At 67.2% G+C, this 23,450-nt stretch carries 15 protein-coding genes; 14 read left to right on the top strand and 1 reads right to left on the bottom strand.

Annotated features, from left to right (window positions below):
* Positions 1 to 16: 16 nt before the first annotated feature.
* Both WT26_RS37345 and WT26_RS15360 read left to right on the top strand, forming a co-directional pair.
* Positions 17 to 175, top strand: a complete 159-nt coding sequence (locus WT26_RS37345) for a hypothetical protein (RefSeq protein WP_155123118.1) — start codon at positions 17 to 19, stop codon at positions 173 to 175.
* A 39-nt stretch (positions 176 to 214) separates the two neighbouring features.
* Positions 215 to 1,483: an amidase family protein gene (locus tag WT26_RS15360; protein WP_069270408.1), complete on the top strand. Its 1,269-nt coding sequence runs from the start codon at positions 215 to 217 to the stop codon at positions 1,481 to 1,483.
* A 56-nt stretch (positions 1,484 to 1,539) separates the two neighbouring features.
* Here WT26_RS15360 and WT26_RS15355 read toward each other — a convergent pair whose 3' ends face one another.
* Positions 1,540 to 2,268, bottom strand: a complete 729-nt coding sequence (locus tag WT26_RS15355; RefSeq protein WP_069270407.1) for a hypothetical protein — start codon at positions 2,266 to 2,268, stop codon at positions 1,540 to 1,542.
* A 457-nt stretch (positions 2,269 to 2,725) separates the two neighbouring features.
* Between WT26_RS15355 and WT26_RS15350 the strand changes: the two genes are divergently transcribed.
* The 12 genes from WT26_RS15350 (at position 2,726) to WT26_RS15295 (ending at position 23,425) form a co-directional block, all read left to right on the top strand.
* Positions 2,726 to 3,808: a toxic anion resistance protein gene (locus tag WT26_RS15350; protein WP_069273198.1), complete on the top strand. Its 1,083-nt coding sequence runs from the start codon at positions 2,726 to 2,728 to the stop codon at positions 3,806 to 3,808.
* Positions 3,809 to 3,838: 30 nt separating this feature from the next.
* Positions 3,839 to 4,585 (top strand): VWA domain-containing protein, encoded by a 747-nt coding sequence (locus tag WT26_RS15345; protein WP_059904774.1) that lies wholly within the window; start codon positions 3,839 to 3,841, stop codon positions 4,583 to 4,585.
* A gap of 45 nt (positions 4,586 to 4,630) precedes the next feature.
* A complete protein-coding gene (locus tag WT26_RS15340) occupies positions 4,631 to 5,647 on the top strand; it encodes a DUF475 domain-containing protein (RefSeq protein WP_069273197.1) in 1,017 nt (338 codons plus the stop codon).
* 87 nt (positions 5,648 to 5,734) lie between these two features.
* Positions 5,735 to 6,391, top strand: a complete 657-nt coding sequence (locus tag WT26_RS15335) for a TerD family protein (protein ID WP_059528411.1) — start codon at positions 5,735 to 5,737, stop codon at positions 6,389 to 6,391.
* Between the two features lie 51 nt (positions 6,392 to 6,442).
* On the top strand, positions 6,443 to 7,300 hold the full coding sequence (locus tag WT26_RS15330) for a hypothetical protein (RefSeq protein WP_069273196.1): 858 nt from the start codon (positions 6,443 to 6,445) through the stop codon (positions 7,298 to 7,300).
* A 371-nt stretch (positions 7,301 to 7,671) separates the two neighbouring features.
* The gene (locus tag WT26_RS15325) at positions 7,672 to 9,255 is read left to right on the top strand and encodes a multicopper oxidase domain-containing protein (RefSeq protein WP_059737891.1); all 1,584 of its coding nucleotides are present in this window, start codon (positions 7,672 to 7,674) and stop codon (positions 9,253 to 9,255) included.
* A 66-nt stretch (positions 9,256 to 9,321) separates the two neighbouring features.
* Positions 9,322 to 10,980 (top strand): multicopper oxidase family protein, encoded by a 1,659-nt coding sequence (locus tag WT26_RS15320; RefSeq protein WP_080485672.1) that lies wholly within the window; start codon positions 9,322 to 9,324, stop codon positions 10,978 to 10,980.
* 17 nt (positions 10,981 to 10,997) lie between these two features.
* Positions 10,998 to 19,475 carry an Ig-like domain-containing protein gene (locus WT26_RS15315; protein ID WP_069270404.1) on the top strand — a complete coding sequence of 2,826 codons (8,478 nt, stop codon included), beginning with the start codon at positions 10,998 to 11,000 and terminating at the stop codon, positions 19,473 to 19,475.
* Positions 19,472 to 19,966: a hypothetical protein gene (locus tag WT26_RS15310; RefSeq protein WP_059656264.1), complete on the top strand. Its 495-nt coding sequence runs from the start codon at positions 19,472 to 19,474 to the stop codon at positions 19,964 to 19,966. The genes WT26_RS15315 and WT26_RS15310 overlap by 4 nt, the downstream gene beginning before the upstream one ends.
* A 64-nt stretch (positions 19,967 to 20,030) precedes the next feature.
* Positions 20,031 to 20,849: a hypothetical protein gene (locus WT26_RS15305; RefSeq protein WP_059956555.1), complete on the top strand. Its 819-nt coding sequence runs from the start codon at positions 20,031 to 20,033 to the stop codon at positions 20,847 to 20,849.
* 45 nt (positions 20,850 to 20,894) lie between these two features.
* The gene (locus tag WT26_RS15300; protein ID WP_059957826.1) at positions 20,895 to 21,731 is read left to right on the top strand and encodes a hypothetical protein; all 837 of its coding nucleotides are present in this window, start codon (positions 20,895 to 20,897) and stop codon (positions 21,729 to 21,731) included.
* On the top strand, positions 21,728 to 23,425 hold the full coding sequence (locus WT26_RS15295) for a c-type cytochrome (protein WP_230461577.1): 1,698 nt from the start codon (positions 21,728 to 21,730) through the stop codon (positions 23,423 to 23,425). The genes WT26_RS15300 and WT26_RS15295 overlap by 4 nt, the downstream gene beginning before the upstream one ends.
* Positions 23,426 to 23,450: the final 25 nt, after the last annotated feature.

Below are 23,450 nucleotides of genomic sequence, written 5' to 3'. Positions count from 1 at the left end.
GACGGAGAAGAAACAGATGGACAAGGACAATGCAGAGGGCGTCACGCAGGCCGCATCGCCGGGCGACGCCGCGTTGCTCGGCCTCGGCGCGGCCGCGGCCGTCGCCGCGATGCAGCGCGGTGAAATCACCGCGGAACGGTATGCGACGGCGCTGCTCGAGCAAGTCGAACGCTGAAGCACGCTCAACGCATTTCGTACGCTGGATCGCGATGCGGTGCTGCAGGCGGCCCGCGCGGCCGACGAACGGCGCAGGCGCGGCGGCGCGCTCGGCCGGCTCCATGGCTTGCCGGTTCCGGTGAAGGACAGCGTGAATACGCGCGCGCTGCCGACGTCGAACGGCACGCTGTCCCTGTCGGGCTTCCGGCCGTCCGCCGACGCCGGCGTGATCGGCCTGCTCGGCGAGGAAGGGGCGATCGTCATGGGCAAGACCAATCTGCACGAGCTGTCGTTCGGCTGGACCAGCAACAACGAAACCTTCGGGGCGGTTCGCAATCCGTACGATCTCGCGCGCAGCCCGGGCGGCAGCAGCGGCGGCTCGGCCGCCGCGGTGTCGGCCCGGATGGCGCCGCTCGCGGTGGCCGAGGATACGTGGGGATCGATTCGCCTGCCGGCGTCCTTCTGCGGGATCGCGGGTTTTCGCCCGAGCCGCGGACGCTATCCGGACGACGGCATCATGCCGTTGAGCCGCAACTTCGATCAGGTCGGCCCGCTTGCCCGCTTCGTCGAGGATCTCGTCCTGTTCGATCGGATTGCCGCGCGCGATGCGCGTGCGATCGAGCCGCGCCCCGTGACCGAGATGCGCGTCGCCGTCCCGGCGGCGCTCTGGGCGGAGCTCGATCCCGAAGTTGAGCGGGTCGCGCGGCATGCACTGGCGCGCCTGCGCGAAGCGGGCGTATCCGTCGTGGAAATCGCCGGCTCGCTGAACGAGGTGGCGCGCGCGGCCGGCATCGTCGGGACGATCGTGGCCGCCGAACTGCGCAGCAGCGTCGCGGATTTCCTTCGACGCCACGAAGCGGGGGTTGCTTTCGACGATCTGTACGCGACGCTCGGGTCGAATACGAAGAACCTGATGGATGCGATGGTCCTGCCGCCGCACACGCCCACGCGCGAAGCGTACGAGGCGGCGTTGCGCGAGCGGAATGCGCTCGCGTCGAGCGTTGCCGCCGGCATGCGCGAGCATCGCGCGGACGTGCTCGCGTTTCCGGTTGCCATGGTGCGTGCGCCCCGGATCGGCGAGGAAACCGGCGTGACGATCGACGGCGGGCGCACGATCGACGCGTTCGACGCACTGGGCCGCAACGTCGGGCTCGGCAGTTGCGCCGGCATGGCGAGCATCGTGCTGCCCGCCGGACGCGCGGACGACGGCATGCCGGTCGGGATCGAGTTCGCCGGGCTGCCGGGCGGAGACAGGGACGTGCTCGCGATCGGACTTTCGCTGGAACGGTTGCTCGGCGGCGTGGAACCGCCTGCGGTTCGGGCCTGATCGTCGGGTTCGGTGCAGCGACGGACCCATGCGTGAGCGCGATGCGCGGGGCGCGGTTACGGGTCGAGCCGGTTCGCGTCGACCGTGGAGTGATTGCTCACGTGCGCACGCAATTCAGCGAGCTGCCTGTGCACGTCGCGCGTCAATACGTCACGCGATACGACGTCGATGGCGACGGAGGTGTCGAGGTAATCGCGCTCCATATGCAGCACGACCTCGTCGGTGAAGAACGCGCCGGCGATATAGCTGCCCCGTTCCTGGCCGACGCCGTGCCATCCCGGCGCGGCGTCCAGCCATGCGTCGAACGCCTGCTCAAGAGCGGCGATATTCCCGTAGGCACCGTGGACGTATCCGCGATTGCGCCAGGTCACGTGTGCGGAGAACTGCAGGTTGTCGACCGGGTTATCCCATAGCCGGGCGATCAGGGCGCTCGGAATTGCGCGCAACGGGACGCTGATCACCAGGTCCGGCGACTCGGGCAGGAGGCGCTCGTTCTCGTCGCGAACGCGCGGGTCGAGCGCGCCGCATTCGACGAGCAACGCGGTCATGTCGCGCCGAAGCGCAGCCACTTGGACCATGGCGTTGACCACGACACGATCGATCGAGGCGACGTCCGGCTGGCCGGTCAGCGTCCGCTTCAGTTGAGCAGGCAACGACGGCGGCGGGGTATCGTCCGCGGCGGATTTTGCCGCTTCGGTCGCCCGCGGCGCCTGCGGCCGCCTGAGCACGCGCAGCAGCACGTAGAGGATGACGACGCCGGCCAGCGCAACAACCCAACCGTTCATTCTTTGTCCCGTACAAATTTCGCGAATTCGCGAGAATATAAAGGCCGACGACGGCTTTGGGAATGCGCGGCGAATGCCGCCGATCCAGCCGTCCTTCAAAACATGTCGCCCCGCAGCCCCGCGTCACGCGGTCGGTGATCCGTAATGGCCGATCGACGCGCAGCGCCCGAAATCTTTCAAGGCGCTTTCAATCGTGCCGATCGCCGCAAGCCGTCACGCCCTTGTCACAAGCCCGCCGGGCCTGCTTTCCGCCGGAAGAAACTTCCTCTCCCTTCACGGTTCCCGACGTTTCGCTTCGTCAATGAATGCAAAATGAAAGCATTCTCTTGACGCAGGGCATTCACCCCATTTATTGTCCGTCTGCCGCCCGTGAGAGAGCACGGCGGCAATCGCGGATGCGCGCCTCGCGCGCACGACAACACGCAGCAGAAAGCAGAAAAGGAAACGTGGTAGCCACATGAAGCCGCTATTCGACGACAAGAACTCCGATGCGGTCAGCGTCCGTCCTTCCATTCCGTCCTCGTCTCCCGTCGTTACGTCGCCCGCCGTCGCCATGCCGCCGGCGGCCGACGCCGCGCGCCTGATCACCGTCGACGAGATCGACCAGCTCGGCGCGACGCAGGGCACGCGGATCGCCGCCTTCTCCCAGCAGATTCTCGCGAGCGTCCGCGCGTCGGATGCCGACCAGTTCGGTGACAAGCTCAACGAACTGATCGCGACCGCGAAGGGGCTCGATCCGCGCGGCGCCGACAAGGGCGGGCTGCTCACGCAGGTCACGCGGCTGTTTCGCTCGACCAAGGAGAAGCTGCTGTCGCAATACGAATCGGTGAGCAAGCGGATGGATACGCTCGTCGTCGAGCTCGAGAGTCATGCGCGGCGCCAGAAGGCCGGCATCGACGAGCTCGAGCGGATGTACAACGACAACTACGCGCTGCACCAGGAGCTCGCGCAGTCGAAGGCGCACGGCGAAACGGCGCTCGCGACGCTGCGTGCGCATCTCGCGGCCGGCCAGCAGCCGGCGGACGACGCGTTCGCCGCACAACGCCTGCTCGACGTGAAGCGCAAGGTCGACGCGCTCGAAAGCAAGCTCGACGACCTCGACCGCGCGATGCTGATGTCGAAGCAGCTCGCGCCGCAGATCCGCATGGAGCAGGACCAGAAACGCACGCTGACGTCGAAGTTCATGACGATCAAGACCGTGCTGATCCCCGCGTGGACCAATGCGTTCGCGCTCTACCTCGAGCAGCTCAGCACGAAGCGCGCGGCGGCGCTCGCGAACGCGACGTACGACGCGGCCGACGAGGCGATCCGCGCGCAGGCCGACCTGAATCGCCAGAACGCGCAGGAAGTCGCGAAGCTCGGCCAGCGTCCGGTGATCTCGACCGACACGTTCGAATACGCGCAGCAGCAGCTGTTCGGCGCCTTCGACGACATCACGCAGATCATCGCCGACGGCAAGCGCCAGCGCGAGCAGGACGCGCCGCGCCTGCGCCAGCTCGAACAGGACCTGATCACCCGATTCGCTCCGAAGCACAACTGAGAGAACTGAGAAGAACTGAGAGAACACCGCATGATTACGCTTGAGAAACGCGCGGCGAAGGTCGCGATCGTCCTCGAAAAACGCCAGATCCTGAAGCCGCCCGTCGTGCGCGTCGGCGCGGCGCTCGACATCTCCGGCTCCGCGAAGCCGCTCTATCAGTCGGGCGTGATTCAGGAGACGCACGACCGGATCCTCGGCATCGCACTGAAGTTCGACGACAACGGCGAAGTCGACACGTGGACCTTCACCGAAGGCTTCAACCGGCTGCCGACCGCGACGCCGGACAACTACGGCTCGTACATTTCCGACCACGTGCTCGAAGCGCGGATCGACAAATGGGGCGGCACGCAGTACGCGCCGGTGATGAACGACATCGTCGACTTCTTCTTCCGCGCGCCGGAGCCGTCGCCGAAGCGCGAGGAAAAGCGCGGTTTCCTGAGCCGGCTGTTCGGCGGCGCGGACGAGACGCCCGTGCCGGCGGCTGCCGCGCCGGTCAACGGCCATCTGCCCGCGTGGGTGCTGTTCGTCACCGACGGGCAGAACCCGAAGAACGATCGCAAGCGCGTGCGCCAGCTGCTGGCCGAGTCGCAGCACTACCCGCTGTACTGGTCGCTCGTCGGCGTCGGCGACCCGAGCGAATTCGGCTTCCTCGCGGAAATCGCGGAAGAGATGCCGAACGTCGGCTTCCTGCATCTCGAATCGCTCGACATCAGCGACGAACAGATCTACGAACAGTTGATCACGCAGGAATTCTGCGACTGGGTGCGCGCGAAGTAAGCGCGGCCCGCACGTCATTTTTCCCGAAACTCGAAACCCCACATCATGTTGAAAGACTTCAAGATCCCGCTGTCGCTCACGGCGCTCGCACTGGTCGCCGCGTATTTCCTCGGCGGCGTGAAGGACATGCTGATCGTCGCGGTCCTGTGCGTGCTCGAAATCTCGTTGTCGCTCGACAACGCGGTCGTCAACGCCTCCGTGCTCAAGAACTGGTCGGAGAAGTGGCGCAACCGCTTCATGGTGTTCGGCCTGCCGGTCGCCGTGTTCGGCATGCGGCTCGTGTTCCCGCTGCTGATCGTCGCGGTGATCGGCCACATCGGCATGTGGGATGCGCTGACGCTCGCGATCGAGTCGCCGGAGAAGTACGCGGCGATCCTGACTTCCGCGCATCACCAGGTGTCGGCGTTCGGCGGCGCGTTCCTGCTGATGGTGTTCTTCAAGTTCATGCTCGACACCGAGAAGGACGAGCACTGGATCGGCTTCCTCGAAGGCCCGATGCGCCATCTCGGCCGCATCACCGCGCTGGAAGTGGCGCTGACGCTCGCGATCGTGATCGTCGCGTCGTTCTACGTGCCGTCGGCGGAACAGGTCGCCTTCCTGCTCGCGGGTGCGTTCGGCGTGATCAGCTTCGTGATCGCGCACGGCATCGGCGACCTGATCGGCGGCGAGGAAACGGGCACGCGCGTGGTGCGCGAAGGCGTCGCGGGCTTCATGTATCTCGAGGTGCTCGATTCGTCATTCAGCTTCGACGGCGTGATCGGTGCATTCGCGCTGTCGAACAACATCTTCCTGATCGCGCTCGGCCTCGGCGTCGGCGCGGCCTATATCCGGGAGATGACGCTCGTGCTGCTGAAGAAGGGCACGCTCGCGCAGTATCGCTATCTCGAACACGGCGCGTTCTGGGCGATCGGTGCGCTCGCAACGATCATGTTCCTCGGCGTGAAGTTCGAGGTGCCCGAGGTCATCACGGGCCTGGTCGGCGCGGCGATGATCGCCGCGGCCGTGTGGTCGTCGATCGTCGTGCAGCGCAAGGAAGATCGCGCGACGGCCGGCGGCAAGTGACGGTGCGCGGCACCGATTGACGAGGGGCTGCCGCGGGCAGCCCGGGTTACCGCCGGTGGTCGGCGGATTCCAGCAGAAGAGGTTCAGATGATCAATTTGTCGAAAGGCGGTCGCGTCAACCTGTCGAAGGAAGCGCCCGGCACGCAGAAGTTCCGCATCGGTCTCGGTTGGGACGCGAACGCGACGGACACGGGCACGGATTTCGATCTCGACGTGTCGGTGTTCCTGTGCAAGTACGACGCGCAGGGTAATCCGAAGCTGATCTCGGATCAGCATTTCGTGTTCTACAACAGCGAAGTGCGCACGATGGAGCGCAAGGACACCTTCATCCAGCCGGGCGACGATTTCCCGAAGCGCGGGATGCCCGCATCGAAGTGCCTGGGTGTCGTGCACAGCGGCGACAACCGCACGGGCAGCGGCGGCGGCGATGACGAGGTGATCTTCATCGACGTGACGAAGCTCGCCGCGGACATCGAGGAAATCTCGGTGGTCGTGACGATCGACCAGGCCGAGGCGCGTCGCCAGAATTTCGGCCAGGTGCGCAACAGCTACATCCAGATCGCCGACGAGGTGTCGGGCGCAGTGATCGCGAAGTATGCGCTCGAGGAAGACTTCTCGATGGAGACGTCGGTGCAGGTGGGCAGCTTCTATCGCCGCGACGGCCACTTCATGTTCAAGGCGGTCGGCGCCGGCTACAACCGCGGCCTGGGCGACTTCGTGCGCGCGTACGGCGGCGCGGTCTGACTCGCCGCAGCCCGGCGCACGGACCACCGGCGCGCCGGGCGGGATGCACCGATGACCCGCCAGCCTGACGAGCCGAAGCCGCTCGATTTCGACGGCGCGCCCGCGCGCACGCCGGGCCGGCTCGCGTTCGATGCGCCGCCGGCCGACGCATCGCGGCCGGCCGACCGGCCGGCGCCGCAGGCGCTCGACTTCGGGCCGGCGCCCGAGCGGCCAGCGCGCGCCGCGCCAGCCGAGGCAGTCGGCCGCGCGGTATTCGGCGAATCGAACCATCCGCAGCTCGAAGCGTGCTTCCGCGCCGCGCAGGCCAGCTTCCCGAATCTCTATCCCGACTACGCGCCGCGCATCGAGCGGCATATCCGGCAACTGGTGCCGCTGAAGCTCGCGACGGTCGCGACGATCGGCGACACCGCGCTCGAAAGCGCGGGCAACCTCGTCGAAGCCGTCGCGGCCGCCACGCGCGAATTCAACGAACTCGGCGCGGCCGACATGATGGCGGGGATGCTCGCGCAGGCGACGCGCAAGGCCGGCATGTTCGAACGCTGGTTCCGTCCGTCATCCGGCCACGTCGATTACCGCGCGGCGCTCGGTGCGCTCAAGCAGTCGCTCGGCTTCTTTCCGCGCCGCACCGAGGAACTCGCCGCGAAGGTTCGCCATGCGGAGGAAAACCTCGTGGTCGTGCTCGCGGCGCTGAGCGCGGTGTCGGACGTCGTGCGCGCACCGGACGACGCGGGCGTCGAGCGCACGCTGTTCGACCGCCGTAACATCGTCGGGCAGGCGGTGCAGCAGATTCGCATGCAACCTGCGCAATTGCGCGGGCTCGACGAGCGCGTGACCGATCTGCTGTCGCGTGCCGATCACCTGATGAACGTCGTGCTGCCGGCGGCGGCCGCGGCGCGACCGCGCGGCTGAGCGGCGAGGGGCGAGCGCCGCTCGCATCCCTACACGCCGCACCGGGTGCGCGCCGGCCGGCGCGACGCCCAATTCCCTGAAACAAGAATGAAAGCGGCCTTGCCGCGCCCATATCCCTTCGACGCACCCGTCGCGCGCGACTGACTGCCTGCGGCCATCGGAACGCGCGCCAGCCTTCGTTCCGGACAACACGACCCATCGACGCGCTGGGTCCCCCCTACCCGAAAAGTAGGGGGGTGACCCATCCCGGGCTTGCGTGCGCCTCTGCACAATCCAGCTACGGGTCATTGCGAAGACGTCGCCGGCCCGCGTTCGCAACCGAGCATGACGTCCAGCGCGTATCGCTGGTTGACCCCAAGGATGGAGGTCATATGTTCAGCACCCGCACGTACTGCAGCAGTGTGGCGGCACTGTTGCTCCTGTTGTTCGCCGTTCCGTCGTTCGCGCAATCGTTCCGTGTCCAATGCCCGTTCACCACGCCGTCGCATCCGACCGCGCTGCCGCTCGGCGCGGGCGAGCCGGCCTACACCAAGCCGACCTATACGGGGCAGACCTCCACCGCGACCGGTGCCGTGAACGGCGCGATCAAGTGCCAGCAGATCTCGGGCGGCGACGGTTACGCGACGATGGCCAATGGCGTGCAGACCTACCTGTTCGCGTTCGGTCCGCTGTCCGGCCTGGCGGACATCAAGGCCGGCCTGCCCGGCACGGAGTTCGCGTCGGTGTTCAACACCGTCGGCGATCCGCGAACGGACCCGACCTACAACGGCGCGGTCGGCCTCGCGCCCGATCCGGACGCGGGCGGCGCGCTGACCGGGCATGTCGATCCGCGCCCGATCATGGACATCGGCGTGATGAACGGCAACGAGCCGGCGCCGCTGATGGCGATCGACGAGGACGACGAGTTTTTCCTCACGCTCACGAACGTCGGGATGATCATGCGTCCCGACCTGTTCGAAAAGCACACGGTGCACTTCCACGGCTACCCGAATGCGTCGTCGTTCTATGACGGCGTGCCGGACGCGTCGGTCGCGATCAACATCGGCGCGAGCTTCACGTACTACTACCTCGCGCCGGATGCGGGCACCTATTTCTGGCACTGCCACATCACGCCGCCGGAGCACCTGCAGATGGGCATGGTCGGCCAGATCTACGTGCGGCCGCGCCAGGACCGGGTGCCCGCGGGCGTGTCGCTGTACGAGTCGCTGGTCACCCAGCAATCCGACCTGCGCACGCGCTGCGGAAACGACATTCTCTGCTCGACGCCGCTGCCCAAGCAGGACACCGGGCTCGTGCGCGCGGCCAACCCGAACATTCCGCCGACCAGCCCGGCGACGCTGTCGCTGTACGCATACAACGACGGCGACGGCTCGACCGCATACGACGTCGAGTACCCGGTCCAGATCCACGGCTTCGATCCGAACTTCCACTTCGTCGGCATGACGTTCAATCCGGAGCCGTTCACCGACATGAAGGACAAGTTCTTCCTGTTGAACGGCCGCAGCTATCCGGACACGGTGACCGAAGGGCCGATGTCGACGCCGTCGTCGGATGCCGCGATGCATCCGTCGCAGCCACTGGCGACGCTGATCAACATCCCGGCCGGCGGCAGGGCGTTGCTGCGGATCTCGGATCTCGACGTGACCGAATACCAGACGCTGGCGTCGCTCGGCATCCCGATGCACGTGATCGCGATCAACGCCCGGATGCTGCGCGACATGGCCGGCAACAACCTGGCCTACGACACGAATTCGATCACGCTCGGCGGCGGCGAGTCGCTCGACCTGATCCTCGACGCCAGCGACAAGACGAAATACCACTCGGGCCAGATTTTCTACCTGTACACGCCGAACCTCGATCACCTGTCGAACGATCAGGAAAACTTCGGCGGCCTGATGACCGAGGTTCACATCTGCAGCGCGGTGGATCCGATCACGAAGCATTGCACTCTTTGAGGGCCAAGGCCCGCCTGCTGGATCGGGCGGGCCCGACCGGGAACTCCTGCACTGAGGAGAACGACCGTGGGACACATCACTCACCGCGCGTGGACCGAGACGCTCGCGCACCTTGGACGGCTCGCGCGCGTCGTCGTCGCGACGCTCGCCGCGCTGCTGTCGATGCATGCGCAGGCCGCCGCGCCGGGCATCACCGGCAAGGTCTTCAACCTGAGCGCCGAGGAAGCCCGCATCACGCAGCCCGACGGCACGAGCGTCTATTCGTGGGGCTACGGTTGCGCGGCGAACAGCGCGACGCCGCTGGTCTTCTCGCCGTCGACGATCGCCGGCGCGACCTGTCCGACGATGCAGATCCCCGGCCCGACCTTGATCGTCAGGCAGGGCGACATCATTACCGTGACGCTCACCAACAATCTTCCCGTCGCGGCCGGCAACACGTCGATCCTGTTTCCGGGGTTCAACGTATGCGCCGGGACGTTGAGCCCGGACGGCAAGACCTGCAGCGGCGCGGCGGCCGGCAACGGTGTGCCGGGACTGCTGACGCAGGAGGCGCCGCACGGCGGGACGGTCACCTATACGTTCGTCGCTGCGACGCCGGGCACGCACACGTACTACAGCGGCACGCAGGGCGACCTGCAGGTCGAGATGGGGCTGTACGGCGCGATCATCGTGCTGCCGAACACGTCGGCCAACACGGCGGGCTGCATGGCGCTCCCGGATACGGGCAGGCCCTTCGGCCAGCACGATTTCCGCAACGCGCCGGCGGCCTTCGACAACAGCGCGGCCTGCTACGATCGCGAGTATCTGTTTCAGTTCTCCGAAATGGATCCGAAGATCCATCAGCAGGCGGAACAGCAGGTCGCGGCGAACACCACGTGCACGAAGCCGACCGGCTGCATGACGGTTGCGACCGAGCCCTACCATCCGGCGTACTTCATGGTCAACGGCCGCTCGATGCCGGACGACATGGACCCGAACTACGCGCCGCAGTATCCGCACCAGCCGTACAACGGCAACCCGCACATGCATCCGGGCGAGCTGGTGCTGCTGCGGATCATCGGCACGGGCCGCTGGCAGCATCCGTTCCACGAGCACGGCAACCACGTGCGGGTGCTCGCGCGCGACGGCAACCTGCTGCTGAGCGCGGCCGACCCGAACAATCCGGCGGCGGCTCAACTGCCGGCCGGCCCGCTGCTGTTCACGACGACCACGACGCCGGGCCTCACGATGGACGGGATCTTCTATTGGACCGGCAAGGGCCTGAACTGGGACGTCTACGGCCATTACGCGGGCGACGGCAGCGTCTGCATCCCGGACGCGAACGGCTACTACACGACGGCCTCGAACCCGCCGGCCCCGCGCGACGCGCCGAACTACTACGAGTGGTGCCAGGACCACGGCAAGGCGCTCGAGAAGGCGCCGTTCGGCAAGGTCGGCAGCGGCGGCCCGGTCACGCTGCCGGACTCGCACATCCTGACGAACGGCTTCTGGTATGGCGGCAGCCCTTATCTCGGACCGGACGCGACCACGCGCGCGACGTCTCCGACAGGTACGACACCGCCCAGCGGGATACAACTGAACCCGGCAGCGACGGAAGCAGGCTTCGCATTCATGTGGCACTCGCATAACGAGCGCGAGATCACGACGAACAACATCTTCCCGGGCGGAATGATGATGATGATGCTCGTCGATCCTCCGGTATTTCCGATCGACGAATCCAATTAGGGGTGGGGAGAAAGGCGATGAGATCCACCAAGCTCACAGCGACGCTCTTCGGCCTGTTCAAGGCAGGGGTCGCGGCATCCATGTTGCTGACGGCCGGCGAGGCATGCTTCGCGCAGGCGGTCGTCAATCTGACGGCGAAGGCCTCCACCGCGCTGATGCCGGACGGGCAGTCCGTGCCGATGTGGGGCTACGCGTGCACGTCGGCCGCCAACGCGACGGTGCCGGCCGCGAACGCCACCTGTGCGGCGGCGAATCCGGCCGCCGGCGCGAACTGGTCGCCGGTGGTGATCACCGTGCCGGCCGGGCAGCTGCAGATCAACCTGACGAACAACCTGCCGGCCCCGGTGCCGACCTCGCTCGTCATCGTCGGGCAACTGGGCGGTGGGCTGGGGAATGCACCGACGACCAAGCCGGGTCCGGTGCATCCGACGCAGACCGCGACGACCTGGCCGATCGTATCGTCGACTACGGCCCCCCCGACGCCGTACTCGGCGCCACCCGCCGCGTTTACGCCGCCCGCGCAAGGGCCGCGCATCGAATCGTTCGGCACCGAGGTGGCGCCGACGGTCGATCCGAAGGCGTACACGACGCTCACGTGGGCGAACCTCAAACCCGGCACCTATCTGCTCGAGTCGGGCACGCACCCGTCGATCCAGGGGCCGATGGGCCTCTACGGCGTGCTGGTCGTGAAGAGCCCGAGCGTCGCCGCCTCGACCTGCGCGTCGACGAACCAGGCCTATCCGAATACGGCGACCTGCTATGACGCCGACGTGCCGCTCGTGATGAGCGAGATCGATCCGGTGCAGAACGCGGCGGTCGCCGCGGCCGTCGCGACCAAGGGCTTCAGCGAAACCGCCGCATGGTCCGGTCAGCCGGGCGGATGCGGCGATTCGAAGTCCGTATCGTTCGGCACCTGCTACCCGCCGGTGGTGAACTACGATCCGCGCTATTACCTGATCAACGGCGTCGCGTTCGACCGCACGAACCCGAACGCGTCGGCATTTGCGCCGGGCGCGACCGTGCCGGCGTCGACCGGGCAGGTGCTCGTGCGCTTCGTGAACGCCGGCCTGCGCATGCATATTCCGGCCGTGGTCGGCGCGCAGACGGGCAATCCATCCGTTCCCGGGTTCTCGCTCGTCGCCGAGGACGGCAACGTGCTGCCCGGCAACCCGCGCATCCAGAACTCGGTGTTCATGGCCGCCGGCAAGACGTATGACGTGATGCTGACCGCGCCGGCTGCAGGGCCATTGCCGGTGTACGACCGCGAGCTGAGCCTGTCGACCAACAACCAGCGCGACGGCGGGATGCAGGGCTACATCGCGGTCAACAACGCGCTGCCGTCGGCGACGCCCGGTCTCGGCGAAACACCGACGGCCGCGGGCGCGAACTACTTCTTCGTGCCGGGCACGACCCTGACCGTGTCGGACCCGGCCAAGGGCGTGATCGCGAAGGACTCCGGCGTCTACGGCGTGAAGGTGCTGACGGCGCCCGCCACCGGCACGCTCACGCTGAACACGGACGGCACGTTCACCTATCTGTCGAGCAGCGCGGCGAACGACAGCTTCGTCTATCAGTCGACGAACGGCACGCCGCCGGTGACGGCGACGGTGACGTTGACCGCCTGCACCGCGGCCAATGGCTGCCTGTCGACGCCGACAGCGGGCAACGCCAGCTTCACGAGCAACATCGCGTCGCGGCTGCAGGTCGGCGCGCCCGGCGTGCTCGCCAGCGCGAGCGACCCGGCCGGGCTGCCGCTCACGGCGCAGCTCGTCGGGACGGCCCAGAACGGCGCCGTCACGCTGAACCCCGACGGATCGTTTACCGCCACGCCGACGACGCCGCCGCTTGCCGGCAGCAGCGCGTCCGCGCAGACGGTGACGTTCCAGTACAACGTCACCAATACGCAAAAGCAGACGAGCACGACGACCGGCACCGTGACCGTGACCTTCAATCCCGGCAGCGGGCTCGTCGTGAACGTGATGGATGCGCCGAGCATGGCGCCGGACGCCGTCGCGCCCAACAAGGCGGTCAAGCTCACCGACTATCGCTGGATCATCGAGGAAGACCGCACGATGCAGATCGATCCGGCCTGCCAGGTGAACTCGGCGACGTCGCGGCCCGCGAACTGTCCGCCGCTGCCGGTCCCGAGCCTCGGCACGAATTTCCATACGAGCTACATGCCGGTGGTGGCCGCGGGCTGCGTCGGCGTGGTCGCGTGCGAATCCGGGCAGACCGTGTACGACCCGGTGTCGAATACGCACCTGCCGACCGTGTGCGACGTCGGCAACGGCGTGTGCCGCACCGGCGCGAACGTCACGCAACAGACGGCGGTCGATCCGAAGTACGTGGCGCTCGATCCGACCAAGCATTACTACATCTCGATCATGCCCGGCGACGCCGGCAACACGTTCTCGAACGCCGGCGGTGCTCCGTACAACGGCGCGAGGCAGTTCAGCATCGCGCTCGACTGCCCGTCGGGCCCGAGCGGCGCGGACTTTGCGCCGGGCACCGGCAAGTGCGGGCACAGCATGGGCGGCGCGCCGATCTCGCCCGCGCAGATCGCGGCCGCGCGGGCAGGACAGACCGCGGCGGGACAAGCGGGGCAGCTCAACGTGCTGCTGACGCAGACGCCGTATCCGACCGCGAAGCTTTCGGTGTTCGTGTTCGAGGACGATGCGCCGCTCAACGGCGAAGTGGACGTCAGCGGCGGGTCCGACGGCTTCGGCAGCGCGCGCGAACCGGGCCTCGGCGGGTTCGAGATCAAGCTCTGGGACGACGCCGGCGGCACGGGCGATCCGACCGGGCAGATGAGCTACGACATGTTCAACATGCCGCTGTCGAATTCGCTGCAGGGCACCATCGACCCGCTCACCGGGCTCAATGCCTGCCCGATCACGCCGGCGACCGACGGGCTGGTCGGGATGATTCCGACCTGCCCGAAGTACGAGTCGGACGGCAAGACGCTGTCGCCGCTCGTCGGCCAGGCCGTGATCGCGAACCTGATGCCGGGCCGCTACGGCGTGATCGCGACGCCGGCGGCCGACCGGATCGGCCGCGGCGAGGAATGGCTGCAGACCAATACGCTCGACGGACAGAAGGCGCACGACGCGTTCATCAAGGTCGGCGGGCCTGCGTACTTCCAGGAGTTCGGGCCGGCAGGCTATCACGTGTCGATCGGCTTCGCGAATCCGCAGATCATCAACGCGAGGAGAACCAACGCGGCGAAGACGGGGCTGTGCGACACCGGCCCATGCGCGAACACGATCACGGGCCGCATCACGAACCTGCACTACAGCCGCCCGCCGAACGAAAACCTGTACGGCAGCGGGTCGCACGATTCGCTGGCCTTCTCGCAGTGCTACGTGAGCGTCGGCGACCCGGACGGCGAGGATTACGGCTTCACGAAGTGCGACGCGCAGGGCAAGTTCACGATCAGCGGCCTGCCGAACGGCACGACGCGCATCACGGTGTTCGACCAGTGGAACGACCAGATCGTCGACGGGCTCGCGAAGGCGGTCCAGCTTCCTGCCGCCAACGGGAGCACGACGGTCGATCTCGGCGACATTCCGGTGCTGCAGTGGCAGACGAACCTCTATACGCGCACCTTCATCGACCTGCATGGCGACGGCATCTCGCATCCGGACGATCCCGGCATCGCGCTGGCTTCGGTCAACCTGCGGTTCCGCGACGGCAGCTTCTCGGTGTTCAACGCGACCGACGCCAACGGCTATGCGCCGTTCAACGAAGTGTTTCCGCTGTTCAACTGGTATGTGGTGGACGACGACATGACGCGCTTCAAGCCGACCGGCACGCACGTGGTGTATGACGCGGGCGGCCCGGTCGACGGCACCGGCGTGCCGGGCAGCGGGAACTCGACGATTGCGAAGAATTTCGCGAACACGGTCGAAGCCGTACCCGTGCCGTCCAATCTTCAGGTGCCGGGCGCGAAGTACTGCGCGGACGCGGACTGCGCGTCGACCGGCAGCGGCTCGACCGGCCGGGTCGATCCGCCGTGGGTGACGTCGGAGGCGTGGCAAGGCTTCTCGGGCCAGAACTCGTTCATCGAGTACGGCAAGACGCCGTTTGCGAAGGGCGAGAACGGCGGGATTCGCGGCGAGGTCATCTATGCGTCGACGCGGCCGTTCGACGATCCGACGCTGCTGATCCACACGAAGTGGACGCCCGACGTGCCGAACGTCACGGTGAACCTGTACCAGGAGGGCACGGCCGCGGACGGCACCGCCAACCTGACGCTCGTGGACACGACCAGGACGTCGAGCTGGGACGACTGGGCGCAGGGCTTCCGCGCCGACGGCGTGACGCCGAACATGAACTGCCCGGGGCAGAACACGAGCGACCCGTTCTACTTCACGTTGCAGAACAGCACCAACTGGCTCGATCCGCAGCATCGCCAGCTGCCGGCGAACGCGCAATTCAAGTGCTACGACGGAATGCACGTGTTCAACCAGATCCAGCCGGCGCCGTATGACGGCGCATACAAGTTCCCGAGCGTGACCGCGACGGATTCGACCGGCAAGCCGGTTGCGTCGAACTGCACGATCTGCGTCGGGAAGAACCCGGTCGACGGCACGCCGATGCTGCCGCCCGGCAAGTACGTGGTCGAGATCATCGTGCCGCCGGGCTATGAACTGGTGAAGGAGGAAGACAAGAACATCCTGATCGGCGACAACTACATCGCGCCGGTGACGCAGCAGTTCGGCGGGATCGGCAACGTCTACATCCTGCCCGACCAGGCCGCGGTGAACTCGACCTACAACAGGAACAATGCGCAGAACCCGACCACGGACCTCGGTTCGACGCCGCATGCCGAAGGCGACACCGGCAGCGTCGAGCGGTTCTGGCCGTGCGTCGGCGAGCTGCGCATCGTGCCCGACTACATGAGCATCTTCCCGGGCTCAAAGGAGGTGGCGCCGTTCGCGGGTGCGTCGCGGCATCTGTGCGACCGCAAGGAAGTGGTGCTCACCGACGAGGAGTCGGTGCTCGCGAAGTTCTGGATCTTCAGCTCGACGCATGTTTCCTCGCACTACACGGGCTTCATGCTCGACGACTTCTCGTCGGAGTTCGATCCGTATTCGCCGCAGTTCGGCGAGAAGTTCGCGGTGCCGAACGTGCCGATTTCGTTCAAGGACTTTTCCGGCAACGAAATCTCGCGCACGTATTCGGATCAATGGGGCATCTACAACGGGCTGACGTTCTCGACCTGGGAAGTGAATCCTCCGAACCCGACCGGCTACGCGCCGACGATGATGGTCGCGTGCATGAACGACCCGGGCCCGATTCCCGACCCGAAGAACCCCGGCAAGACGATCACCGATCCGCTGTACAACCCGGCATACAGCCAGTTCTGCTACGAGATTCCGTTCATGCCCGGACAGACGCAATACATGGACACGCCGGTGGTGCCGGTGCAGGCCTTCGCCGACGGATACAACCAGCCCGACTGCGCGTATCCGGATGCGACGCCCGCGATCGCGAGCGTGACCGGCGATGCGAGCGGCGGCGGCGCGGGCCCGTGGGTGAGCGCGCCCGGTCATCGCCTGACGATCAAGGCGCTGGGCGACCAGCAAGTGCCGAACAACGCGTACACGGGACCGAGCCAGTCCACGGCGCCGTTCAACCAGAAGTTCATTACGCGCCACTACGGCTTTGGCAGTACGAAGGGAACGGGATCGGTCACGATCGCGGGCGTCAATGCGCCTGTCGTGTCGTGGAGCGATACGCAGATCGTCGTCACCGTGCCTAACCTGAGCCTCGCGATCCCGCCGCTGATGAAGCCGGCGTCGACCTGCACGATCCAGCAGATGGGCGCGCCCGCGACCCAGTGCGGCGAGCTCGTGATCACGGCCGGCAACGGCAAGCGGTCGATCGACACGGTGACCGTGACGATCGGCGGCAAGCCGCCGACCTTCGTCAACGGCGAGAACGGCGCGAACAACGCGCTCCAGAACGCGATCGACAATGCGAGCGCGGGCGACCTGATCGTCGTCGGTCCGGGCACGTACAACGAGATGCTGGTGATGTGGAAGCCGGTCCGGCTGCAGGGCGTCGGCGCGCCGTCGGTGACGGTCAACGCGAACACGCATCCGTCGGGCAAGCTGGACCCGTGGCGCCGGCTGGTCGACTGCCTGTTCGGCGTGTCGCTGGACGGCGGGCCGATCACGGCCTATGACCCGACGAAGCCGATCGGGCCGGCCAACAACCCGTACGATCCGACGAACGCCTACACGTGCTCGACGCAGATGCAGGGTCATGCGGACGCGATACCGTTCGAGCCGACCGTCGGCTGGGACGCCAACCTCAACGGCAACCTGGGCGAACTGCTGATGGAGCCGTCGCTGATGGGTGCGTACGAGGGCGCGGGCATCACGGTGCTGGCCAAGGGCGTGCGGCCGAGCACGAACTGCACCGCGAACGGCATCTGCACGCCGCTCACGACGAAGGATTGCACGACGGACCCGAACAACCCGAACTACAGCAACTTCCTGTGCAATCCGTCGCGCATCGACGGGATCACGTTCACCAACAGCTCGCAAGGCGGCGGCGGGATCTTCCTGCACGGCTGGAACCATTACACGGAGGTGTCGAACAACCGGGTGACGAGCAACGCGGGCACGCTCACGGGCGGCATCACGATCGGCCAGGTCGAGGTGCCGGACGGCACGATCGCATCGGACGGCGTGACGCAGCTGGCATTCAAGTACAACACCCATGTCAACGTGCATCACAACGCGGTCACGTCGAACGCTGCGTACGGCGACGAAATCAACTCGACCACGCCGTCGGCGGCGGGCGGCGTGACCTTCTGCTCGGGTTCCGACTACTACCACTTCAACTACAACTGGGTATGCGGCAACATCAGCAGCGGTGACGGCGGCGGCGTCGCGCACTTCGGGTTCAGCTACAACGGCGACCTGTCGCACAACGTGGTGCTGTTCAACCAGAGCAACAACCCGACGCTCCCGACGTACGGCGGCGGCATCATCGCGCAGGGCGTGCCCCCGGACGGCACGTTCTGCGAGAGCTCGACCGTCGACGTCGATTGCGCGCCGCAGCTGTCCGACGGCGTCGGCCCGGGCCTCGTGATCGACGGCAACCTGATCATGGGCAACACCGCGGAAAGCGGCAAGGGCGGCGGCCTGCGGCTGCAGAACGTGAACGGCACCGACGTGCAGCGCAGCCTCGCGAACCCGAGCAACTGGCATCAGGTCAGCGTGATCAACAACATCATCGCGGACAACGTGGCAGGCTGGTCGGGAGGCGGTGTGTCGCTGCAGGACGCGGTGCGCGTGAACTTCATCAACAACACGGTGATCGCGAACGATGCGACGGCGTCGGCAGGGGTGCTGTTCAATACGCCGGCGGCCTCGCAATCGAACGTGCTGCCGCCGGGATGCACGACCAGCCCGAACAGCGCGGATACGACGTGCACGAGCTACATCGAGACGTCGACGCCGCAGCCGGCAGGGCTGGAGGTTGCGCCCAATTCGCAGCTCCTGCAGGCCGCGTTCATCCCGCCCGCGAACTTCACGGGGACGGTGAGGTGTCCTGCGAACGAGCCGAACTGCACGAAGTTCTCGAACCCGGTGCTGAGGAACAACGTATTCTGGCAAAACCGCTCGTTCTATATCTCGGTGAGCGCGCAGCCGAACCCGAACATTCCCGGCGTGCAGAACGCGGTGACGTTGAATCCGAGCCTGAACCAGAAGGGGACGTCGACAGGCTTCTGTGTGACGGGCGGCACGACTCCGCCGGTCTATTGGGACATCGGCGCATACGGCGACACCGGGCCTGCCAACCATCAATCGGGATTGACGATGAACCCGCAGTTTTCGATCCTGACCAGCACGACGGGTTACGCCGCGAGCAACCGCGCGCAAAACCCGCAGACGGTCCGCCAATACTGCAACGGCTCGCGCGTGCCGCCGGAAGCGGGCGGAAACGGCTTTGCCGTGCCGCCGGGGATTGCCGACGCGGTGTTGCCGAACCCGCTGTTCGGCCTGATGCCGACGGCGACGCCCGATGAAGGCAACCAGTGGATCAACATGTCGTACGGGCCGCTGTCGCTGTTCAATGAGGCGCTGTTGCCGGGCCAGACGGGCTACAACGTGATGATGGGCAACTACTCGATCAAGAGCACGTCGCCGGCGATCGGCGCCGCCACGGGGGCCGGCGCGCCGAATCACGACATCTTCGGCACGCCGAGGCCGCAATTCGGCAGGTACGACATCGGCGCGGTCGAGTTCGTGCAATCGGGCAGCCAGATCGACCCGCTCGCGCTGGGGGGCCAGCCGAGCGGCCCGGGGCTCGGCCTGCCGGGCCTCATCCAGCAGGTCCTCGCGCCGGCGGCGGGGCTTATCCCGGCAACGCCGACACCGCCGCAGGTGAACCCGCCGCAAGCCCCGGCCGGCCTCATTCCGCAGGTGCTCGCGCCGGCGGCGGCGACGCTCAATGCGATCACGGGAACGCTGCCATGAAACGTTCGACCTGCCGCGCGGCGACGGCGCTGCTGCTCGCGCTCGGCGCGTGCCTCGCCGCGGTCCGGCCTCAGCCGGCCGCGGCCGGGCAGGGCGCGCCGGCGGTCCAGAAGCACTCGCCGTACCTGCCCGTGAGCCTGCCGCGACAGGCGCGGGCCTATTACCAGCTCGCAAAAGGCGTCGACGACCTGCACGTGCGCAGCACCGCGTCGGGCAACCTGATCCGCTTCAGCTACCGGGTGACCGATCCACGCAAGGCGCTGCCGCTCGCCGACAAGCGGGCGGCCGCCTACCTGTACGGCGAAGCGAGCCACGCGATGCTCGTGGTGCCGGTGATGGACCAGATCGGCGCGCTGCGGCAGTCGGGCCAATTGGAGGTTGGCCAGGAGTACTGGATGGTGTTTTCCAACAAGGGCGAGCCGATCAAGCGCGGCGACCGGGTCAGCGTGCTGATCGGTTCGCTCCATATCGACGGACTGGTGGTCGAGTAACCACACCCACGCGCAGCCGGCCGCGCGGTGCAAGCCGGCGGCCTGCCTGCGAGGAGAAAAAGTCATGAACCGGTTTCTTTTCAGGTCGATCCCGGTGGCGTGCGTCGCCGGTTTTCTGGCCTGCGGCCAGGCCGCCCTTGCGGCTTCGGCGGCGGGGAATGCGCAAGCACCGTCGGCCTCGCATCTGAGCGCCGCGCAGATCGTCGAGCGCAACGTCGCGGCCCGCGGCGGGCTGCAGGCGTGGCGCGCGGTGTCGACGATGAAGATGACGGGGCAGCTCGATGCGGGCGGCAAGAAGAACGTCCGGCTGCCGTTCACGCTGACGCTGAAGCGTCCGCACAAGAGCCGGCTCGAGATCGTGTTCGAGCAGCAGACGGCGCTGCAGGTGTTCGACGGCGAAAAAGGCTGGACCGTGCGGCCTTATCTCGGACGCAACGAGGTCGATCCGTATACACCGGCCCAGCTCAAGTCGGCCGCGGCGTCGGCCGAGCTCGACGGTCCGCTGATCGACTACGCGAACAAGGGCACGACGATCCAGGCGCTCGGCACCGAGCAGGTGGAAGGGCATCGCGCGTACGTGCTGAAGCTGACGACGAAGGACGGGGCGCAGCGGCGCCTGTGGGTCGATGCGTCGACCTTTCTCGAACGGAAGATCGAAGGCGAGCCGCGCGTGCTCGACGGCAGGACGCACAGTGTCGCCATCTTCTATCGCGATTACAAGAAGGAAAACGGCGTCGTCGTCCCGCATACGCTCGAGACCGTCGTGAGCGGGGTCAAGGAAACGCGCAAGATTACGATCGAGCACGTCGCGCTGAACGAGCCGGCCGACGATGCGATGTTCGGCAAGCCGCCGCTCACCGTCGCGAAGGCGGCGAGCCGTTAGCCGGCAGCCACCGGTCAGGCATCCGAACGGAGGGGGGAGGAGGCCATGAGACGAATCGAAGCGTGGGTGTTCGCCGGCTGCGTGACGGCGGCCTTGTGCGCGTGCGGGCAAATGCCGGGGAATGACCTGACGGCGGAGCAGATCGTCGAGAAGAACGTCGCGGCGCGCGGCGGGCTCGACGCATGGCGCAAGATCCGGACGATGGTCTGGTCCGGCCATGTGGACAGCGCGAACGCGCCCGTGCGGGACATGCCGTTCATTCTCGCGATGAAACGGCCGAACAAGACGCGCTTCGAGATCACCGTGTTCGGCCAGAAGGGCGTGCGTGCGTTCGATGGCCACGAAGGCTGGAAGCTCGGCGCGAACGCAGGCGGCAGCGCGAGCGTGCGGCCCTATACGATGGAAGAGCTGGTGTCCGCGCGCGACGAGCAGGTGATCGACGGGCCGCTGGTCGATCATGACGCGAAGGGCGTCGGCGTGGCGCTCGACGGCGTCGACCGGATCGACGGGCGCAATGTGTATCGCCTGGCGGTGAAGCTGCCTTCGGGCGCGCTGCGCCATGTGTGGATCGACGCGCAGACGTTTCTGGACGTGAGGGTCGACCGCGAGGTGCGCGGGCCGCGCGGCGCGGTGACCGTCGACGTGAACTACAGCGACTACCGGACCATCGACGGCTTGCGGATACCGCTGAAGATCGTCACCGGCGCGGCGGCGTCGCCGAACAAGGACACGCTGGTCATCGACAAGGTGTCGCTGAATCCGCCGCTCGACGATGCGATCTTCGCCAGGCCGGTCTCGACGGACCGGCGCCGTCCGGTTTCGATCGATGCCGACGTGACGCCGCGGCAGTCGCGCACCGGCCGGCCGACGCCACGGCCATGAACGGCGTCCGGGGGCGGCTGCGCGCCCTCGCGCGGCCTTGCACGCGCGCGTCGCGCATGCTCGCGCGGGGCGCGCAGCTGGCCGCGCTGCTGGCTGCGCTGATCATGCCGGCGGGCGCTGCGCGCTGCGGCGAGCCGGCGGCGGCGGACGTGGGGCAGGCGATCTTCCAGCGCGGCCTCCTGGGCTCGGGTGAACCGCTCGAAGCGGTGCACAAGGACGGCGTGCGCCTGCAGGGCGCCGCCGCCGCATGCATCAATTGTCATCGGCGCAGCGGCCTGGGCTCGAAGGAAGGCAACAACACGATCCCGCCGATCACGTGGCGCTACCTGGTCCATCCGCGCGCGCAAACCGCCGAGGATCTCGACATTCCGTACGTTCCCGGCATGCGCACCGATCGCGAGCCGTACACGGAGGCGCTGCTCGCGAGAGCCGTGCGCGACGGGATCGATTCCGAAGGCAAGCCGCTCGGCAACCTGATGCCGCGGTACGCGCTCGGCGATGCCGACATGGCCGCGTTGACCGGCTACCTCAAGCGCCTCGACCAGCGCAGGCCGTCGGGCGTGGCGGACGCGGTGCTGCATTTCGCGACGATCATCACGCCGGACGCGGACCCGGTGAAGCGCGCGGGCATGCTCGACGTCCTGCGGCACTACTTCGCGGACAAGAACGCGTTTCCGTTCGGCGCGACGCCGCCGCTGCGCTCGACGCGCAAGATGATGTTCATGGTCAATCGCCGCTGGGAACTGCATGTGTGGGAACTCAAGGGACCGCCGGACACGTGGCATGAGCAGCTGCGACAGGATCTCGCGCGGCAACCGGTGCTGGCGGTGGTGTCCGGGCTCGGCGGCAGGAACTGGGCGCCGGTCCATGATTTCTGCGAGCAGGAGGCCGTGCCTTGCCTTTTTCCGAACGTCGAGGTGCCGGTCGAAACGGATCACGACTTTTATTCGGTGTACTTCTCGAAGGGCGTGCTGCTCGAGTCGGAGCTGATCGCGAAGCGCATCCTGGACGAGGCCGGGGCGAGGCCGGCTGCGAAAGCCGTGAAGACGGTGTGGCAGGTCTATCGCGCGGGCGACAACGGCGAGCGGGGCGCGCAAGCGCTGGCTGCCGCGCTGAAAGGGCGCGGCTTCGCGGTGTCGAACCGCGCGCTTGCGCCCGGCGACAGCGTCGCGCACGCGCTGCACCGGATGCCGCGCGACGACGTGCTCGTGCTGTGGCTGCGGCCACCCGACATCGCGGCGCTCGACCACGTGCCGCCCGCGTCGGACACGGTCTTCATGTCGGGGCTGCTCGGCGGGCTCGACAACACGCCGCTACCGCCAAGCTGGCGCGGCGTGACGCGCATCGCGTACCCGTTCGACTTGCCGGAGGGGCGGCGCGTGCGCGTCGATTATGCGTTCGGCTGGTTCACGATCCGGCAGATTCCGATGGTCGCGCCGCAGGTGCAGGCGGACACGTATCTCGCATGCGGCCTGCTCGCCGAGACGCTCAGCCATCTGGTCGACGCGTTCGTGCGCGAGTATCTCGTCGAGCGCATCGAGGACATGCTCGAGCGCCGCATCCTCACGGGCTACTACCCGCGCCTGACGCTTGCCCCCGGGCAGCGCTTCGCGTCGAAGGGCGGCTATATCGTCCGGTTCGCCGGGCCGGATCGCATGAAGCTCTCGGCGGACGGCGGCTGGATCGTCCCCTGAGCGGCCGCCGTGCGTTGATCGGGTA

Source organism: Burkholderia cepacia, assembly GCF_001718835.1.
Taxonomy (GTDB): domain Bacteria; phylum Pseudomonadota; class Gammaproteobacteria; order Burkholderiales; family Burkholderiaceae; genus Burkholderia; species Burkholderia cepacia_F.
The sequence above is the reverse complement of the archived record's forward strand: the minus strand, read 5'-3'. Positions and strand labels throughout refer to the sequence as shown.

Coding starts and splice junctions, on each gene's coding strand:
- WT26_RS15335 (WP_059528411.1), top strand. CDS start 5,735: ATGATCAATTTGTCGAAAGGCGGTCGCGTCAACCTGTCGAAGGAAGCG.
- WT26_RS15295 (WP_230461577.1), top strand. CDS start 21,728: ATGAACGGCGTCCGGGGGCGGCTGCGCGCCCTCGCGCGGCCTTGCACG.
- WT26_RS15330 (WP_069273196.1), top strand. CDS start 6,443: ATGACCCGCCAGCCTGACGAGCCGAAGCCGCTCGATTTCGACGGCGCG.
- WT26_RS15300 (WP_059957826.1), top strand. CDS start 20,895: ATGAGACGAATCGAAGCGTGGGTGTTCGCCGGCTGCGTGACGGCGGCC.
- WT26_RS15345 (WP_059904774.1), top strand. CDS start 3,839: ATGATTACGCTTGAGAAACGCGCGGCGAAGGTCGCGATCGTCCTCGAA.
- WT26_RS15310 (WP_059656264.1), top strand. CDS start 19,472: ATGAAACGTTCGACCTGCCGCGCGGCGACGGCGCTGCTGCTCGCGCTC.
- WT26_RS37345 (WP_155123118.1), top strand. CDS start 17: ATGGACAAGGACAATGCAGAGGGCGTCACGCAGGCCGCATCGCCGGGC.
- WT26_RS15340 (WP_069273197.1), top strand. CDS start 4,631: ATGTTGAAAGACTTCAAGATCCCGCTGTCGCTCACGGCGCTCGCACTG.
- WT26_RS15350 (WP_069273198.1), top strand. CDS start 2,726: ATGAAGCCGCTATTCGACGACAAGAACTCCGATGCGGTCAGCGTCCGT.
- WT26_RS15305 (WP_059956555.1), top strand. CDS start 20,031: ATGAACCGGTTTCTTTTCAGGTCGATCCCGGTGGCGTGCGTCGCCGGT.
- WT26_RS15315 (WP_069270404.1), top strand. CDS start 10,998: ATGAGATCCACCAAGCTCACAGCGACGCTCTTCGGCCTGTTCAAGGCA.
- WT26_RS15355 (WP_069270407.1), bottom strand. CDS start 2,268: ATGAACGGTTGGGTTGTTGCGCTGGCCGGCGTCGTCATCCTCTACGTG.
- WT26_RS15325 (WP_059737891.1), top strand. CDS start 7,672: ATGTTCAGCACCCGCACGTACTGCAGCAGTGTGGCGGCACTGTTGCTC.